Genomic DNA, 16,249 nt, shown 5'->3' on the forward strand with positions numbered 1-16,249 from the left:
CGGTTTCAACCTGGCCCGGAACCTGCTAAGTTGATAACTGTCGACAGTCTTCTGTCGAAGATCAACCCAAACAGGGGCGTCTTGCGCTAATGCAAGGCCCCGGCCAACTGGAAGGAAGCGTGCATGTCGACCTTGTCCAAACCCACCGCCGCAGCGGGCCAGAGCGAGCAACAGGTTCGCGAAGACCTGGCCGCGGCTTACCGCCTGATGGCCCACTTCGGGCTGGATGACAGCATCTATACCCATATTTCGGCCCGCGTTCCAGGCACCGAGGACCAGTTCCTGATCAACCCCTTCGGCCTGCTGTTCCGCGACATCACCGCCTCATCGCTGGTGAAGATCGACCTGGAGGGGCGAGTCATCGAGCCCTCGCCCTACGACGTCAACCCAGCCGGCTTCACCATCCACAGCGCGGTGCACTCGGTCCGCCACGATGCTCAATGCGTGCTGCACACCCACACGGTGGCTGGCGTGGCGGTGTCTTCTCTGAAGGACGGGCTGCAGCCGTGCAACCAGTGGGCGCTGCAGTTCTACAACCGGGTCGTCTACCACGAGTTCGAGGGCATCGCGCTCGATCTGGATGAGCGCGAGCGCCTGATCGCCGACCTGGGCCCCACGGCCCGCGCCATGATCCTGCGCAACCACGGCCTCATGACCCTGGGGCGCACCGTCTCCGAGGCCGTGATCCTGATGCTCAACCTGGACCGCGCCTGCCGGGTGCAACTGGCCATCCAGGGCAGCGGCCAGGCTGTCCGGCCCGTTTCCCCCGAGGTCTGCGAGCGCACGGCCCGACAGTACGAAAGCGGCGACAGCAACCGCCTGCCCGGCCAGGCCGACCCCAACCAGCGCGAATGGCTGGGCCTGCTCAAGCACCTGGAGCGCCCCGCGCCCAGCAGCTTCCGCGATTGAAACCCGACTCAACCCCACCACCCCACCCCTCCCTCATCCCTCCCTACCCACAAAGGACTCCTGCCATGAAGCGTCGTGACGTGTTTCAAATCGCTGCCAGCGGACTCGGCCTGTCTCTTGCCGGCATCCCCCTGAGCGTGCTCGCCCAGGACCGCAAAGGCGGTGTGCTCAACGTTCTGGTGCAGCCCGAGCCGCCGGGGCTGATGCTGGGCATGGTGCAGAACGGGCCCACCCAGCTGATTGCGGGCAACATCTACGAGGGCCTGCTGCGCTACGACGAAAAGCTCAACCCGCAGCCCCTGCTGGCCACCAGCTGGACCATGAGCAAGGATGGGCTGGTCTACACCTTCAAGCTCAAGCCCGGCGTGAAGTGGCACGACGGCAAGCCCTTCAGCTCGGCCGATGTGGTGTTCTCGGTCGACGTGTTCCTGCGCAAGACCCACGCCCGCCTGCGCGGCAATCTGGAGTGCCTGGACACGGTCAAGGCCATCGACCCGCTGACGGTCGAGTTCAAGCTCAAGTACCCCTTCGGCCCCTTTTTGGGCTTGTTCGAGACCGGCACCATGCCCATGGTGCCCAAGCATGTCTACGAAGGCACCGACTTTGCCAACAACCCGGCCAACGCCACGCCGATGGGCACGGGCCCCTTCAAGTTCAAGGAATGGGTGAAGGGCTCTTACATCCAGCTGGTGGCCAACGAGGCCTACCATGCCCCCGGCCAGCCCCTGCTGGAAAGCCTGTACTTCCACGTGATCCCTGACGCGGCCTCGCGGGCTGCCGCCTTCGAATCCGGCAAGGTGGATGTGGTGCCTGGCGGCGCGGTCGAGTTCTTCGACGTGGTGCGCCTGTCCAAGCTGCCCGGGGTCACACTGACCACCAAGGGCTGGGAGTTCTTCTCGCCCCATTCGTGGTTGTGGCTGAACCACCGCAAGGCCCCGATGAACAACGTCAAGTTCCGCCAGGCCGTGATGTTCGCCATCGACCGCGAAGCCATGGCCAAGATCGCCTGGCAGGGCTTTGCCAAGCCCGCCACCGGCCCCTTCAACAGCCACATCAAGTACTACAGCGACGACGTGGCCAAGTACCCGCGCAACCTCGAGAAGGCCAAGCAGCTGCTGGCCGAATCGGGCTACAAGGGTGAGCCGCTGAAACTGCTGCCCCTGCCCTACGGCGAATCCTGGCAGCGCCAGGCCGAGATCGTGCGGCAAAACCTCACCCAGGCCGGCATCAAGATCGAACTCACGGGCACCGACGTGGCGGGCTGGAACCAGCGCCTCAACGAGTGGGACTACGACATCGCCTTCACCTACGTCTACCAGTACGGTGACCCCGCCCTCGGCGTGGCCCGCAACTACACCAGCAGCAACATCGCCAAGGGCTCGCCCTTCAACAACGTCGAGGGCTACAGCAACAGCCGCGTCGACGCCCTGTTCGCAGCGGGCGCCCGCGCCACCGACCCCGAATCGCGCGCCAAGGCCTACCTGGAAGTACAGAAGCTGCTGCTCGAAGAAGTGCCCGTGGCCTGGCTGCACGAAATCAACTTCCCCACGCTTTACCGCAGCAAGGTCAAGAACCCGATCAGCTCGGGCATCGGCCTGAACGACAGCCTGAGCCGCGCCTCACTGACCTGACCTCAACCCTGAGCCCCCCACCCTGAGCCCCCCACTTGCCGGATCTGCCCATGAAACGTCTGCAGTACATGCTCACCCGCATCGTGCAGGGCCTGCTGGCCCTGATGCTGATCGCCACCGTGAACTTCCTGCTCATCCGAGCCGCCCCGGGGGACCCGGTCTCGGTGCTGGCCGGCGAAGCCGGGGCCTCCGATGCCCAGTTCGTGGCCCAGCTGCGCAAGGAATTCGGGCTGGACCAGCCCCTGTCCACCCAGCTCGGCAGCTACCTGGGACACGTGGCCACGCTGGACCTGGGCTGGTCGTACCGCCAGCAGCAGCCCGTGCTCAAGTTGATCGCCGACCGCCTGCCCGCCACCTTGCTGCTGACCGGCAGCGCCTTTGCCCTGTCGCTGCTGTTCGGCGTGGCCCTGGGCGCCATGGCGAGCCGCAGGGTGGGCAGTTGGCAGGACAGTGTCATCACGGTGGTGGCGCTGATCTTCTTTGCCACACCGCTGTACTGGCTGGCCATGATGGCGGTGCTGATCTTCACCGTGCAGCTGGACTGGCTGCCGGGCTTCGGCTTCTTCACCGTGGGCACCCAGCTCAGCGGTCTGGATCAGGTGCTGGACATCGGCAAGCACCTGATCCTGCCAGCGCTGACACTGGCCCTGTTCTACATGGCCGTCTATGCCCGAATGACCCGTGCCTCGATGCTTGAGGTGGCACAGATGGACTTCGTCAAGACGGCCCGCGCCAAGGGGGTGCGCCCTGGCCGCATCCAGCGCAACCACATTCTGCGCAACGCCCTGCTGCCCGTGGTCACCCTGGCCGGCATCCAGGCCGGCGGGATGATCGGTGGCGCCGTGCTGACCGAGACCGTGTTTGCCTGGCCCGGCATCGGCCGGCTGATGTTCGACGCCCTGCTGCAGCGCGACTACAACCTGCTGCTGGGCTGCTTTCTGGTCACCGCTGCGGTGGCCGTGCTGTTCAACCTGCTCACCGACCTGGTCTACACCCTGGTCGATCCGCGCATCGAAATGGCCTGAGGTCCTCCATGAGCTCCCCCTCCAAGAACTCTTTCTGGCGCCGTTTCCGGCGCAACCGCGGCGCCCTGTTCGGCCTCATCGTGCTGATGCTGGTGGCGCTGGTGGTGGCCTTCGGGCCGCTGCTGGCGGCCCACGACCCCTGGGACATGGTCGAACAGCCCTTTCTGCAGCCCGGACAGCAAAGCGGCTTCGCGCTGGGCACCGACACCCTGGGCCGCGACATCCTGTCAGGGGTGGTCCTGGGGGCACGGGTCTCGCTGCTGATCGGCATTGTCTCCACCCTGGTGTCGCTGCTGATCGGCGTCAGCGTCGGTGCCGTGGCCGGCTACTTCGGGCGCTGGGTGGACGCCACGCTGATGCGCTTCACCGAGCTGTTCCAGGCCATCCCCAGCTTTGCGCTGGCCATCGTGCTGGTGGCCATCTTCGAGCCCTCGGTCAAGTCCATCGTGGCGGCCATCGCCATCGTCTCGTGGCCGCCCGTGGCACGCCTGGTGCGCGGTGAATTCCTCACGCTGCGCCAGCGCGACTTTGTGGCCGCAGCCCAGCTGTCCGGCCAAAGCACGCCGCGCATCATCCTCACGCAGATCCTGCCGAATGCGGCCTCGCCCATCGTGGTGATGGCGTCGCTGATGGTGGCCACCGCGATCCTGCTGGAGTCCAGCCTGAGCTTTCTGGGCCTGGGCGACCCCAACCAGATGAGCTGGGGCTACATGGTGGGCTCGGCCCGCACCGTGCTGCGCCAGGCCTGGTGGATGGCAGTGTTTCCAGGCGCTGCCATCGTGCTCACCGTGCTCGCCCTCAACCTGGTCGGCGAAGGGCTCAACGATGGCCTGAACGCCCGACTCGATGGGAGACGCTGATGAACGCCGTGATGCAAGACACCCCCAAGCCCAACGCGCTGCCTCACGATCTACCCAACGATCTGCCCACCCCCCAGCCCCGTGCCGAGGCCCTGACCGGAAGCCACCCCATGCCTGCCAACGATCCCCTGCCCGACACCCCTGTGCTGGAAGTGCGCGGCCTTGACATCAAGCTGCCCTCGGGCGGCGACCGTCGCCTGGCAGTGCAAGGCGCCTCCTTCACGCTCCAAGCCGGCCAGACACTTTGCGTGGTCGGCGAGTCGGGCTCGGGCAAATCGATGATTGCCAATGCCATCATGGGCCTGCTGCCACGCCCCCATGTCGAGCCGGTGGCTGGGCAGATCCTGTTTGACGGGCAAGACCTGCTGCAACTCAGCGAAGCCCAGATGCGCGAGCTGCGCGGGCACCGCATCGGCATGGTGTTCCAGGAGCCCATGACCGCCCTCAACCCGGTGATGCGCATTGGCGAGCAACTGGCCGAGGTGTTTGACGCCCACTTGAAGCTCGGTGCCGCCGAGAAACGCAGCCGCATCCTGGCCGCCCTGGCCGATGTGGGCCTGCCCGACCCGGCCCTGCTGATCGACAGCTACCCCTTCCGCCTCTCCGGTGGGCAGCGCCAGCGGGTGATGATCGCCTGCGCCATGCTGCTGGAGCCCCGGCTGCTGATCGCCGACGAACCCACCACCGCACTCGACGTCACCACGCAAGCGCAGATCCTCAAGCTGATGCGCGAGCTGCAACAGCGCCGCGGCATGGCCCTGCTGTTCATCACCCACGACTTCGGCGTCGTCTCCGAGATCGCCGACCACGTGGTGGTGATGCAGACCGGCCAGGTCGTCGAGGCCGGCCCGGCCCGCCAGGTGCTCAGCCAGCCCAGCCACCCCTACACCCGCAAGCTGATTGCCGCCATTCCCCAGGGTGCGCCGCTGGTGCGCGAAGGCGAGCCCGACCTGATGCACGTGCTGCAGGTGCAGGACCTTTGCAAGACCTACACCTCGGGCGGCGGTCTGTTCCGCAAAGGGCGGCAGGTCAGCGCGGCCAAAAACGTCAATTTCGAACTGCGCCGCGGCCAGACGCTGGGCCTGGTGGGGGAGTCGGGCTCGGGCAAATCGAGCGTGGGCCGCTGCATCGTCGGCCTGGCCCCCTTCGAATCGGGCCGCATCCTGTTCAAGGGACGCAACCTGATGTCGGGCGCAGCGCTGCGCCAGCAGGCCAAGGGCAAGATCCAGATGGTCTTTCAAGACCCCTACGCCTCGCTCAATCCACGCCACCGCATCGGCCCCACCCTGGCCGCCGGGCCCATCGCCCAGGGCGTGCCCCGCGATGTGGCCATGGCCCGGGCCCTGGAGCTGTTGCAACTGGTGGGCCTGGGCCCCGAAGCCGCCGACCGCTTTCCGCACGAGTTTTCAGGCGGCCAGCGCCAGCGCATCGGCATTGCCCGGGCCCTCGCCATGGAACCCGAACTGCTGGTGGCCGACGAGCCCGTGTCGGCCCTGGACGTGTCGGTGCAGGCCCAGGTGCTCAAGCTGTTTGCCGAAGTGCGTGAGCGCTTCCAGCTGGCCATGGTGTTCATCACCCACGACCTGCGCGTGGCCGGCGAGATGTGCGACCACATCGCCGTGATGCAACGCGGCCAGGTGGTCGAGTACGGCCCCAGTGCCGAGGTGCTGGGCAACCCACAGCACGACTACACGCGCCGGCTGATCGATGCCATTCCGCGCCTGAATGCCCACCAAGCCTGAGCCCGACCCAGCCATGTCCGCCCCCCTGACCATCGCCTTTCTCAGCAGCAACCTCGACTTCAGCTACCTGCTGCCCGCCTTCCGAGCCCAATTCCCCCAGGCGCGGCTGCGCCTGGGCACCGAGCTGGGCCCCCTGGAGGAGATCGATGCCGCCGTCTGCTGGTACCCGCCCGAGGGCCTGCTGGCCCGACTGCCCCGGCTGCGCCTGATCCAGTCGGTGGGTGCCGGCATCGACCACATCACGGCCGACCCGGCCCTGCCCGCTTTGCCGGTGTGCCGCATCATCGACCCCGACATGGGCCAGGGCATGACCGCCTACGTCACCTGGGCCGTGATCCAGCACCAGCGTCACATGGGGGCCTACCTGCACAGTGCCGCCGCGCGCCGCTGGGAAGAGCAGCCGGTGCAGCCACCGCGCCAGCACCGGGTCGGCATCGCCGGCCTGGGCACCCTGGGCCTGGCCTGCGCCGAGGCGCTGTTGAGCATCGGCTACAGCGTGCGCGGCTGGAGTCGCTCGCCTAAAAACGGGCTGCCCGCCGGCCTGCAGGCCTTCCATGGCGAAGCCGGGCAGGCCGAGTTCCTGGCCGGTTGCGACACCCTGGTGTGCCTGCTCCCCCTCACCGAAGACACCCGCGGCATCCTGTGCCAGCCCTTGTTCAATCAGCTGCCTCGAGGCGCCCACCTGATCAATGTCGGGCGCGGAGCCCACCTGGTCGAGGCCGACCTGCTGGCCGCCCTGGCCAGTGGCCAGCTCGCCGCCGCCACCCTGGACGCCCTGACCCAGGAGCCCCTGCCGCCCGAACACCCGTTCTGGGCCGACCCACGCATCCTCATCACCCCGCACATCGCCACGCGCACCGACCCCTCGGTCATCGCGCGCCAGACCGCCGACAACCTGGCCCGGATCGACGCTGGCCACGCTGCCGAGGTCGCGGTGGACCTGCGCCGCGGCTACTGAGCCCCCACACCTTCCCGCCCCCAAGAAAGCCCCAACATGAACACCCCCAGCGAGCTGGCCGCCAAAGACATTGCGGCCCACCTGCACCCCTTCACCAACCTGGCCACCCATGCCGACGTCGGCCCGTTGGTGATCACCCGTGGCGACGGCATCCATGTCATCGACGAACAGGGCCGCCGCTACATCGAGGGCATGTCGGGCCTGTGGTGCAGCTCGCTGGGCTTCAGCCACCCGCGTCTGATCGCGGCTGGCACCCAGGCCCTGCAGACCCTGCCGTACTACCACACCTTCAACCACCGATCCAACCCAGCCGTGGCGCAACTGGCCGAGAAGCTGCTGGCCCTGGCCCCGGTGCCCATGGCCCGGGTGTTCTTTGCCAACTCGGGTTCCGAGGCCAATGACAGCGCAGTCAAGATGGTCTGGTACTACCACAACGCCATCGGCCAACCGGCCAAGAAGAAGATCCTGGCACGCCAGCGTGCCTACCACGGGGTGACCGTGGCGGCCGCCAGCCTCAGCGGCCTGCCGGCCAACCACCAGGACTTCGACCTGCCGATAGACCGCATCAGCCATGTCGAGTGCCCGCACCACTACCGCTACGGCCTGCCCGGTGAAAGCGAGGCCGACTTTGCCACCCGCCTGGCCGATTCGCTGGAGCAGCGCATCCTGCAGGAAGGCCCCGACACCGTGGCCGCCTTCTTTGCCGAGCCGGTGATGGGCGCGGGCGGCGTGATCGTGCCGCCCGAAACCTACTTCGAGAAAGTGCAGGCGGTGCTGCGCAAGTACCAGGTGCTGCTGGTGGCCGATGAGGTGATCTGCGGCTTTGGCCGCACCGGCAACATGTTCGGCTCCACCACCTTCGGCCTGCAGCCCGACATCCTGACCTGTGCCAAGGCCTTGTCCTCGGGCTACGTGCCGATCTCGGCCGTGATGGTGTCGCCCGCCATCCACGATGCCCTGGCCGCCAACAGCGGGCGCATCGGCACCTTCGGTCACGGCTATACCTACTCGGGCCACCCGGTGGCCTCGGCCATCGCGCTTGAAACCCTGAAGGTGTACGAGGACGACCACATCCTGGAGCGGGTGCGCGAACTCGCGCCCGGCTTCCAGGCCCGCCTGCGCCAGTTCGGCCAGCGCCGCTGTGTGGGCGAAGCCCGCGGCGTGGGCCTGATCGGCGCCCTGGAGCTGGTGGCCGACAAAGCCAGCCGCCAGCCCTTTGCCCCCGCCCTCAAGGCCGGCCCGCGCCTGGCCCAACTGGCCCAGGAGCAGGGCCTGATCGTGCGTGCCATGGGCGACACCGTGGCCCTGTGCCCGCCCTTGATCATCAGCGCCGCCGAACTCGACACCCTGTTCGCTCGCCTGGACCAGGCCTTCGACCTGTTCGAAGCCAGCCTGCCCGCCTGAATCGCAAGAACCGCCAGAACCGCCCCAAGCCACCGGAGCGCCCCATGCAAGCCTTCTTCTCGCCCGACCAGATGCTGCACACGCCGCAGCAGTTCATGCGCCTGGGCCGCCTGATGCCCGCCGCCGACCTGCCCAGCCGGGCCAGCGCCCTGCAGGCCACGCTGCAGGCCTGCGGCGTGCCGGTGCACGAGCCCCCTGAGCTGGGCCGCGAGCCCCTGGCCGCGGTGCATGCCCCGCACTACCTGGACTACCTGGAAACCGCCTGGGACCGCTGGCAAGCCCTGCGCCGCCCCGGCGTCGAGCCCGGCATCGAGGTGCTGCCCAACCTGGCGCCGTACCCGGCACCGCAAACCGGCCTGCGCCGCAGGCCCTGCCCCTCGCCCTCGCTGGTAGCCCAGACCGGCTACTACCTGGGCGACCTGTCCTGCCCCATGGGCGCGCCCAGTTGGCGCGCCATCCTGCGCTCGGCCCACAGCGCAGTGGCCGCCGCCGACGCAGTGATCGCCGGGGCCCCCGCCGCCTACGCCCTGTGCCGCCCCTCAGGCCACCACGCCCACAACGACCGGGCCAGTGGCTTTTGCTTTGTCAACAACAACGCCTGCGCAGCGGCACGCCTGCAGGCACACTTCGGCCGCGTGGCCGTGCTTGATGTAGACGCACACCACGGCGACGGCACCCAGAACATCTTCTACGACCGCGCCGAGGTGATGACGGTCTCCACCCACGCCGATCCGGCCCAGTACTTTCCGTTCTACACCGGCTACGCCGAAGAACGCGGCACCGGGCCCGGTGCCGGTTGCAACCTGAACCTGCCGCTGCCGCACGGCAGCGGCAACGCAGAGTTCGCGCAGGCACTGGACGCGGCGCAAGCCGCGCTGCAAGCCTTCGCGCCCCAGGCCCTGGTGCTGGCGCTGGGCTTTGACACCTACAAGGACGACCCGATCAGCGTGCTGCGGCTCGACTTTGACGCCTACCGCGACGTCGGCCGCCGGGTGCGCCAGCTGGGCCTGCCCACCGTGGTGGTGCAGGAGGGCGGCTACATGGTCGAGGCCATCGGCCCCGGCCTGAAGGCGTTCCTGGAAGGCTTGCATGGCTGACACCCTCGCCCCAAGGGCTCAGGCGGCAGCGCCCCAGGCCGCTGCCGCGGCGCAACAGCGCCAGGGCATGCTGCTGTTCCTCGCCGCCCTGCTGGCCTTTGCCTGCTACGACGCCTTTGCCAAACACATGCTGGCCCATTACCCGGCCACGCTGATGAACCTGACCCGCTACGTGGCCGTGGGCAGCATGGCCGCGGTCCTGCTGTGGCGGCATGGCGACTGGCGGCTGTGGCGCCAACCGCATCAGAAGCTGCTGTTCCTGCGCAGCCTCATGCTGGCCATCGTGGCAACCAGCTTCATGACCGCGTTGGCCAGCATGCCGCTGGCCGAGGCCACCGCGATCTACTTCACCGCCCCGCTGATCATGGTGGCCCTGTCGCCCTGGGTGCTGGGCGAGCAGGTCGGGCGCGTGCAGTGGGTGGCTGTGCTGGTCGGCTTTGCCGGCATGCTGCTGATCGTGCGCCCAGGCAGTGCCCTGCCCCTGGCCGGCACGCTGCTGATGGCGCTGGCCGCCGTGTGCTACGCCCTGTTCCAGGTACTCACGCGGCGCCTGTCAGGCCTGGTGCCGGCCCCTGCGCAATACGCCTACATGGCCGCCATGTGCCTGGTGGTGACCAACCTGCCCGCCCTGTTCACCGGCCCCATGGCCTGGCCGGGCTGGCTTGAACTGGCGGCGCTGGTGGCCGGCGGCTTCGTCAGCGGAGCGGCCCAGTTGCTGCTGTTGGCCGCCTTTCGACGCGTGTCGGCCTCGGTGCTGGCCCCGATGAACTACCTGCAACTGCTGTTGGCGGTGTTGATCAGCACCTTCTGGTTCCAGCGCCCGCCCGACGCCCTGGCCCTGGGGGGCATGGCCCTGATCGGCGCGGCCGGGGTCTATCTGGCCTTGCCCAGGCGCTTAAAGTAACGGCCCTGACAAAGACCCCGTCGAGACAACGCCGCGCCACACCATGAACCCCATCGCCGCCCCTCAACCCGAAACCCGCGCTGTCCCCTCTGCTGCCCCCGGCTTTTCGTCCATCGATCTGCCCGATCTGGTGGCCGTGGTCGAGGCGCAGTTGCAGCAGGCCATCGTCGAAGGCCGTCTGCCCCCCGGGGCCCGCATCGTCGAGGCCGAACTGGCGCGCCAGATGGGTGTCAGCCGTGCCCCGGTGCGTGAAGCCGCCCGACGCCTGGAAAGCCAGGGCCTGTTGGTGGCGCGCCCGCGCTATGGCTTCACGGTGCGCACCCTGGACCTGCAGCAGATCAACGACCTGTTCCAGGTGCGCATCGGGCTGGAGGTCCTGGCCACCGGCCTGGCCTGCCGCCAGGCCAGCGACGAACAACTGGCGCAACTGCAGGCCCGCGTCGACCACATGGTGGCCCAGGCCCCGCACCTGGGTCAGGCCGAGCGCGTGGCCCTGGACCTGGGCATCCACGCCTGCATCTGTGAGATCTCAGGCAACGCCTACCTGCACCGGCTGTTCAGCAACATGCAGACCGAGATCCGCATGATCCTGGCCCTGACCGAGGGCAGCTACCGCGACCCGAACCTGATCGCCGAGTCGCACCGCCCGGTGATCGACGCCATGCGCCGACGCGATGCCGCCGCCGCCGAACACGCCCTGCGTCACCACCTGATCGAGGGGCAGGAACACGTGCAAGCCCTGTTCCTGCACGCCCAGCACAGGGCCACCACGGCGCCCCCCACCCCACCCTGACCTCCACCCTGCTCCAACGCCATGAAGATCGTCCACTCCGACCAGCACCAGGGCCACGACCCGCAACAGTTCATCGTGCGCGGCCGCATGAAGCGCAGCAACGAGCAACCCGAACGCGCCACCCGGCTGCTGGCCGCAGCCCAGGGGGCCGGCCACACGGTGCTGACCCCGGACGACCATGGCCCCGGCCCGCGCGCCGCCATCCATACACCGCAGTACCTGCACTTTCTCGAAACCGCCTGGGAGCGCTGGCAGCAGCTCGAGAACGCCTCCGACGAGGTGATGCCCAACGTCTACCCCTTTCCGGGCCAGCCCTTCACCTACCCCGATCACCTGGTGGGCCAGGCCGGCTACCACATGGGCGACAACGCCTGCAGCATCGGCCGCCACACCTGGCAGGCGGCCACCGCGGCAGCCCACAGCGCCACCCACGCCGCCGAACTGGTGCTGGCCGGTGAACGCGCCGTGTACGCGCTGTGCCGCCCTCCGGGGCACCACGCCTACACCGACCGGGCGAACGGCTTTTGCTACCTCAACAACAGCGCCATCGCGGCCCAGCACTTGCGCCAGCGCCATGCCCGGGTGGCCGTGCTGGACATCGACGTGCACCACGGCAACGGGACCCAGGGCATTTTCTGGCGCCGCAAGGATGTGCTGACCGTCTCGCTGCATGCCGACCCCCACGTGTGCACACCCTACTTCACAGGGCATGCCCATGAGCACGGCGAGGGCGAGGGCCTGGGCTACAACATCAACCTGCCCTTGCCGCGTGGCACGGGCGATGAAGGCTACCTGCAAACCCTTCAGAAGGCCCTGAACAGCCTGCGTGCCTACGCCCCCGGCGCCCTGGTGGTGGCGCTGGGACTGGACGCCCACGAAAACGACCCCTACCGCATGCTGGCGGTCAGCACCCCGGGCTTTGCCCGCATCACGGCCGAGATCGCCCGCCTGGGCCTGCCCACCGTGCTGGTGCAGGAGGGCGGCTACCTGGGCGATGACCTGGGGCCCAACCTGGTGAGCGCCCTGCGCGGCTTTGAGTCGGTGGCTTGAGATGAGCACGCTCGCACCCGCTGCCCCCCTGAAACACCCGGCACACGACAGCGCGGCCCTGCTGCCCGGCGCCGCCCTGCTGAGCGCGCCCCCCGCCCCGGTCTCCCTGGACGAGGCCCGTGGGCTGCTGCGCCAGCACTATGGCCTGCACGAGCTTGAATTGCAGGCCCTCAGCGGCGAACGCGACGCCAACTTCCTGGTCCGGCCCCGGCAGGGAGCCGCCTGCATGCTGAAGATCTCGCACCCCCAGGAAAGCGCGCTGGTGGCCGATTTTCAGACCCAGGTGCTGCTGCACCTGGCGAGCCGGGCCCCCGAGCTGCCGGTGCAGCGCCTGCTGCCCACGGTCAACGGCCAGCCCAGCCTGACCCTGGACTGGCCCGACGGAGGCCATCGCGTGGTGCGCCTGTTCAGCTACCTGGAAGGGCTGCCCATGCCCCAGGCCCCACGCTCCGAGGCCCAGCGCCTGAACGTGGCCCGCCTGCTGGCCCGCCTGGACCATGCCCTGGCCGACGTCAGTCACCCGGCCGGCGAGCAGGCCCTGCCCTGGGACATCCAGCGTGCCGACCTGGTGCGAGGCCTGCTGGTGCATGTGAACGACCCGGCCCGTCAGGCCCTGGCCCACCGGGCCCTTGACGGCTTTGTCGAGCGCGTGCTGCCCCGGCTGGGCCACCTGCCACGTCAGGCCATCCACAACGACTTCAATCTCTACAACCTGCTGGTCAATGCACAGCACACCGATCAGGTCAGTGGCATCCTTGACTTTGGCGATGTGGTGATGGGCCCCCGCGTGAACGACCTGGCCGTGGCCGCTTCGTACCAGCTGGATGCGCGCGGTGAGGGAGGTGCCCCCCAGGCGCTGGCGGCCATCGCGGGCTTTGCCGCGGCCTACCACGCTGAATGGCCGCTGCAGCCGCTGGAGCTGGAACTGCTGACCGATCTGGTGCGGGCCCGCCTGGTGATGGTGGTGGCCATCAGCGGCTGGCGCGCCGCCCGCCAACCCGACAACGCGCCTTACCTGCTGCGCAACAACGCCATTTCCTGGGCCCGCCTGCAAGCCCTGGATTCCGCCACCCCGACCCAGGCCGAGGCCGCACTTCGGCAAGCCTGCGGCTGAAAGTCATCCCCATGCACCACCCCACCGCATCGTCCGACACCGCCGCCCTGCTGGAACGCCGCGCCCGCCTGCTGGGCCCCGCCTACCGCCTTTTCTACGAAGAACCTCTGCACCTGGTGCGCGGTGAAGGGGTTTGGCTGTACGACGCCCAGGGACGCCGCTACCTGGATGCCTACAACAACGTGGCCAGCGTGGGCCACGCCCACCCCCAGGTGGTGCAAGCCCTGGCCCGCCAGGCGGCCCAGCTCAACACCCACACCCGCTACCTGCACGAGGGCGTGCTTGACTACGCCGAGCGCCTGCTGGGCCACCTGCCCAGCGAGCTGGGCCAGGCCATGTTCACCTGCACCGGCAGCGAGGCCAATGACCTGGCGCTGCGCATCGCACGCGCCCACACCGGGGCGCAGGGCGTGGTCATCACCCGCTGGGCTTATCACGGCGTGACCACCGTGCTGGCCGAGGCCTCGCCCTCGCTGGGGGCCGGCATGAAGCTGGGCGCCGCCGTGCGCACCGTGGCCGCCCCCGACAGCTACCGTGAGCCTGCCACTGATCTGGGCCAACGCCTGGCCCGCGATGTGCGCGCCGCCATCGCCGACCTGCAAGCCCAGGGCCTGCGCCCCGCGGCCCTGCTGGTCGACACGGTGTTCTCCAGCGACGGACTGTGCACCGCCCCGGCAGGCTTTCTGCAGCCCGCCGTGCAGGCCATGCGCGAGGCTGGCGGCCTGTTCATCGCTGACGAGGTGCAGCCCGGCTTCGGCCGCACGGGCGAGGCCTTCTGGGGCTTTGAACGCCACGGCCTGGTGCCCGACATCGTGACCCTGGGCAAGCCCATGGGCAACGGCCACCCGGTGGCGGGCCTGGCCGTGCGGCCCGAGGTGCTGGCCGCCTTCGGGCGCGAGTGCCGTTACTTCAATACCTTTGGCGGCAACCCGGTGTCGATGGCAGTGGCCAGCGCCGTGCTCGACGTGATCGAGCAAGAGGCCCTGCAGGCCAACGCCCTGGCCGTGGGCCAGTACCTGCGCGATGGCCTGCAGTCACTGGCCGCCCGCCATGAGGCGGTGGGGGATGTGCGCGGTGCCGGCCTGTTCGTGAGCGTGGAGCTGGTGAATGACCGGGCCCGCCAGCAGGCAGACGGCCCGCTGGCCGCCCGGGTGGTGAACGGCCTGCGCCGCGCCGGCGTGCTGCTCAGCGCCTCGGGCCCGCAGGCCAACTGCCTGAAGATCCGCCCGCCCCTGGTGTTTTCAAAAACCAACGCCGACGAGCTGATCGACAAGCTGGATGGTGTGCTGAAAGACGGCGGCTGAGGCCCAACTTCCCATCACCTCTCCATTTGAATGGCCCCGAAATGACCTCTCACCCCGCACCGACAGCCGCAGCGCTGCAACAGGCCGTGGCGCAACTCGACGCCGAGATGATCGACACCCTGAGTGCCTTCGTGGCAGCGCGCAGCCCCTCAGGGGCCGAGCAGCCGGCCGCCGATTTTCTGGAGGCCCAACTGCGAGCCCTGGGCCTGGACTGCGAACGCATCGTGCTCGACAGCGATCGCATCCGTCGCTCGCCCCTGTTCTCCTGCCCCTGCGACCCCGATGGCGGGCGCTACAACCTGCTGGCCCGGCACCTGCCACGCAACAAGCAAGGCCCTCGCGGGCGCTCAGTGCTGTTCAACGGGCACCTGGATGTGGTGCCGACCGGCCCTGAGGCCCTCTGGAGCGCACCGCCCTTCCAGCCCCATGTGAAGGACGACTGGCTGTTTGGCCGGGGCGCGGGCGACATGAAGGGGGGCATCGTCTGCGCCCTGATGGCCTTCAAGGCCTTGCGCCGGCTCGGCCTGCAACCGGCCGGGGTGGTGGGCTTCAATGCCGTGCTGGACGAAGAGAACACCGGCAACGGCACCTTGGCCACGGTACATGCCCTGCAGAACGCCCTGGCCAAGGCGCGCCTGACCGACTTTGACGCGGTGATCATCCCCGAGCCCTTTGCCGAAACCCTGATGGCGGCCCAGGTGGGTGTGAGCTGGCTGTTCGTCACCCTGACCGGGCGGCCGGCCCATGTGGCCTACATGGGCCAGGGCCTGAACCCCATCGAGGCGGCCCACGAACTGATGGCCGACCTGAAGCTGCTGGAAGCCGAATGGAATGCACCGGAGAACCGCCACCCGGCCTTCCGGGACGTGGCCCACCCGATCAACTTCAACCTGGGGCGCATCGAGGGGGGTGAATGGAACTCCTCCGTGCCTTGCACCTGCACCCTGGGCCTGCGTTGCAGCTACTACCCAGGCACCGAACCCGATGCCGCGGTGGCCCTGATCAGCCAGCGCTTGCGCGCCAAGGCCCAGGCCCTGAACCCGGCCCTGCAAGTCGAGATCAGCACCCAAGGCCATCGCTCGCCAGGCTGTGTGTATGACCTCGATCACCCGGCCATGCAGGCGCTGGCCCAGGCCCACCGGGCGGTGAACGGCCGCGAGGCCGAGCGCCTGGCCTGCACCGCCACTACCGACGGCCGGCACTTCAGCCTGATGACCGACATCCCGGTCACCAATTACGGCCCGCTGGCACGCGACATCCATGGCATCGACGAGGCCGTTTCACTGGCCAGCATGCGCCGGGTCACCCTGACGCTGGCCCACTATCTGGTGAATTGGTGCGGGGTGGAACCGATATAAACCGGGTTGAGGACAAAAATGCCTTGAGCCGCTGGTCAGAAAAATGGGATAATCGAGGGCTTTTGGCGAAAAGTGCTGTGCAGTGGTTTGTGCAGTGGCT

At 68.4% G+C, this 16,249-nt stretch carries 14 protein-coding genes; all 14 read left to right on the top strand.

Features of this window, described 5'->3' with window-relative positions:
* The first annotated feature begins 123 nt into the window (after positions 1–123).
* The 14 genes from AC07PT_RS17135 to AC07PT_RS17200 all read left to right on the top strand — a co-directional run bounded on the left by AC07PT_RS17135 (position 124) and on the right by AC07PT_RS17200 (position 16,149).
* Positions 124–909 carry a class II aldolase/adducin family protein gene (locus tag AC07PT_RS17135; protein WP_492346365.1) on the top strand — a complete coding sequence of 262 codons (786 nt, stop codon included), beginning with the start codon at positions 124–126 and terminating at the stop codon, positions 907–909.
* Between the two features lie 65 nt (positions 910–974).
* Positions 975–2,540: an ABC transporter substrate-binding protein gene (locus tag AC07PT_RS17140; RefSeq protein ID WP_492346364.1), complete on the top strand. Its 1,566-nt coding sequence runs from the start codon at positions 975–977 to the stop codon at positions 2,538–2,540.
* Between the two features lie 50 nt (positions 2,541–2,590).
* The gene (locus tag AC07PT_RS17145) at positions 2,591–3,565 is read left to right on the top strand and encodes an ABC transporter permease (protein WP_492346363.1); all 975 of its coding nucleotides are present in this window, start codon (positions 2,591–2,593) and stop codon (positions 3,563–3,565) included.
* An 8-nt stretch (positions 3,566–3,573) separates the two neighbouring features.
* Complete coding sequence (locus AC07PT_RS17150) at positions 3,574–4,425, top strand: ABC transporter permease (protein WP_492346362.1); 852 nt, start codon at positions 3,574–3,576, stop codon at positions 4,423–4,425.
* A 110-nt stretch (positions 4,426–4,535) separates the two neighbouring features.
* Positions 4,536–6,167: an ABC transporter ATP-binding protein gene (locus AC07PT_RS17155; protein ID WP_492346666.1), complete on the top strand. Its 1,632-nt coding sequence runs from the start codon at positions 4,536–4,538 to the stop codon at positions 6,165–6,167.
* Positions 6,168–6,180: 13 nt separating this feature from the next.
* Positions 6,181–7,125, top strand: coding sequence for a 2-hydroxyacid dehydrogenase (locus AC07PT_RS17160; protein ID WP_492346361.1), 945 nt, complete (start codon positions 6,181–6,183; stop codon positions 7,123–7,125).
* A gap of 36 nt (positions 7,126–7,161) precedes the next feature.
* Complete coding sequence (locus tag AC07PT_RS17165) at positions 7,162–8,529, top strand: aspartate aminotransferase family protein (RefSeq protein ID WP_494657468.1); 1,368 nt, start codon at positions 7,162–7,164, stop codon at positions 8,527–8,529.
* A 44-nt stretch (positions 8,530–8,573) separates the two neighbouring features.
* The gene (locus tag AC07PT_RS17170; protein ID WP_494657469.1) at positions 8,574–9,626 is read left to right on the top strand and encodes a histone deacetylase family protein; all 1,053 of its coding nucleotides are present in this window, start codon (positions 8,574–8,576) and stop codon (positions 9,624–9,626) included.
* Complete coding sequence (locus AC07PT_RS17175; RefSeq protein ID WP_494657470.1) at positions 9,619–10,530, top strand: DMT family transporter; 912 nt, start codon at positions 9,619–9,621, stop codon at positions 10,528–10,530. Before AC07PT_RS17170 ends, AC07PT_RS17175 begins: the two co-directional genes overlap by 8 nt.
* A 43-nt stretch (positions 10,531–10,573) precedes the next feature.
* Positions 10,574–11,323, top strand: a complete 750-nt coding sequence (locus AC07PT_RS17180) for a GntR family transcriptional regulator (RefSeq protein ID WP_494657471.1) — start codon at positions 10,574–10,576, stop codon at positions 11,321–11,323.
* A 21-nt stretch (positions 11,324–11,344) separates the two neighbouring features.
* Complete coding sequence (locus tag AC07PT_RS17185; protein WP_494657472.1) at positions 11,345–12,373, top strand: histone deacetylase family protein; 1,029 nt, start codon at positions 11,345–11,347, stop codon at positions 12,371–12,373.
* Between the two features lies 1 nt (position 12,374).
* Positions 12,375–13,487, top strand: a complete 1,113-nt coding sequence (locus AC07PT_RS17190) for a phosphotransferase (RefSeq protein WP_492346355.1) — start codon at positions 12,375–12,377, stop codon at positions 13,485–13,487.
* Between the two features lie 11 nt (positions 13,488–13,498).
* Positions 13,499–14,791: an aspartate aminotransferase family protein gene (locus AC07PT_RS17195; protein ID WP_492346354.1), complete on the top strand. Its 1,293-nt coding sequence runs from the start codon at positions 13,499–13,501 to the stop codon at positions 14,789–14,791.
* A gap of 41 nt (positions 14,792–14,832) precedes the next feature.
* Complete coding sequence (locus tag AC07PT_RS17200) at positions 14,833–16,149, top strand: ArgE/DapE family deacylase (protein WP_494657473.1); 1,317 nt, start codon at positions 14,833–14,835, stop codon at positions 16,147–16,149.
* The last annotated feature ends 100 nt before the right edge of the window (positions 16,150–16,249 follow it).

It is taken from the genome of Curvibacter sp. GW821-FHT09D12, assembly GCF_059416245.1.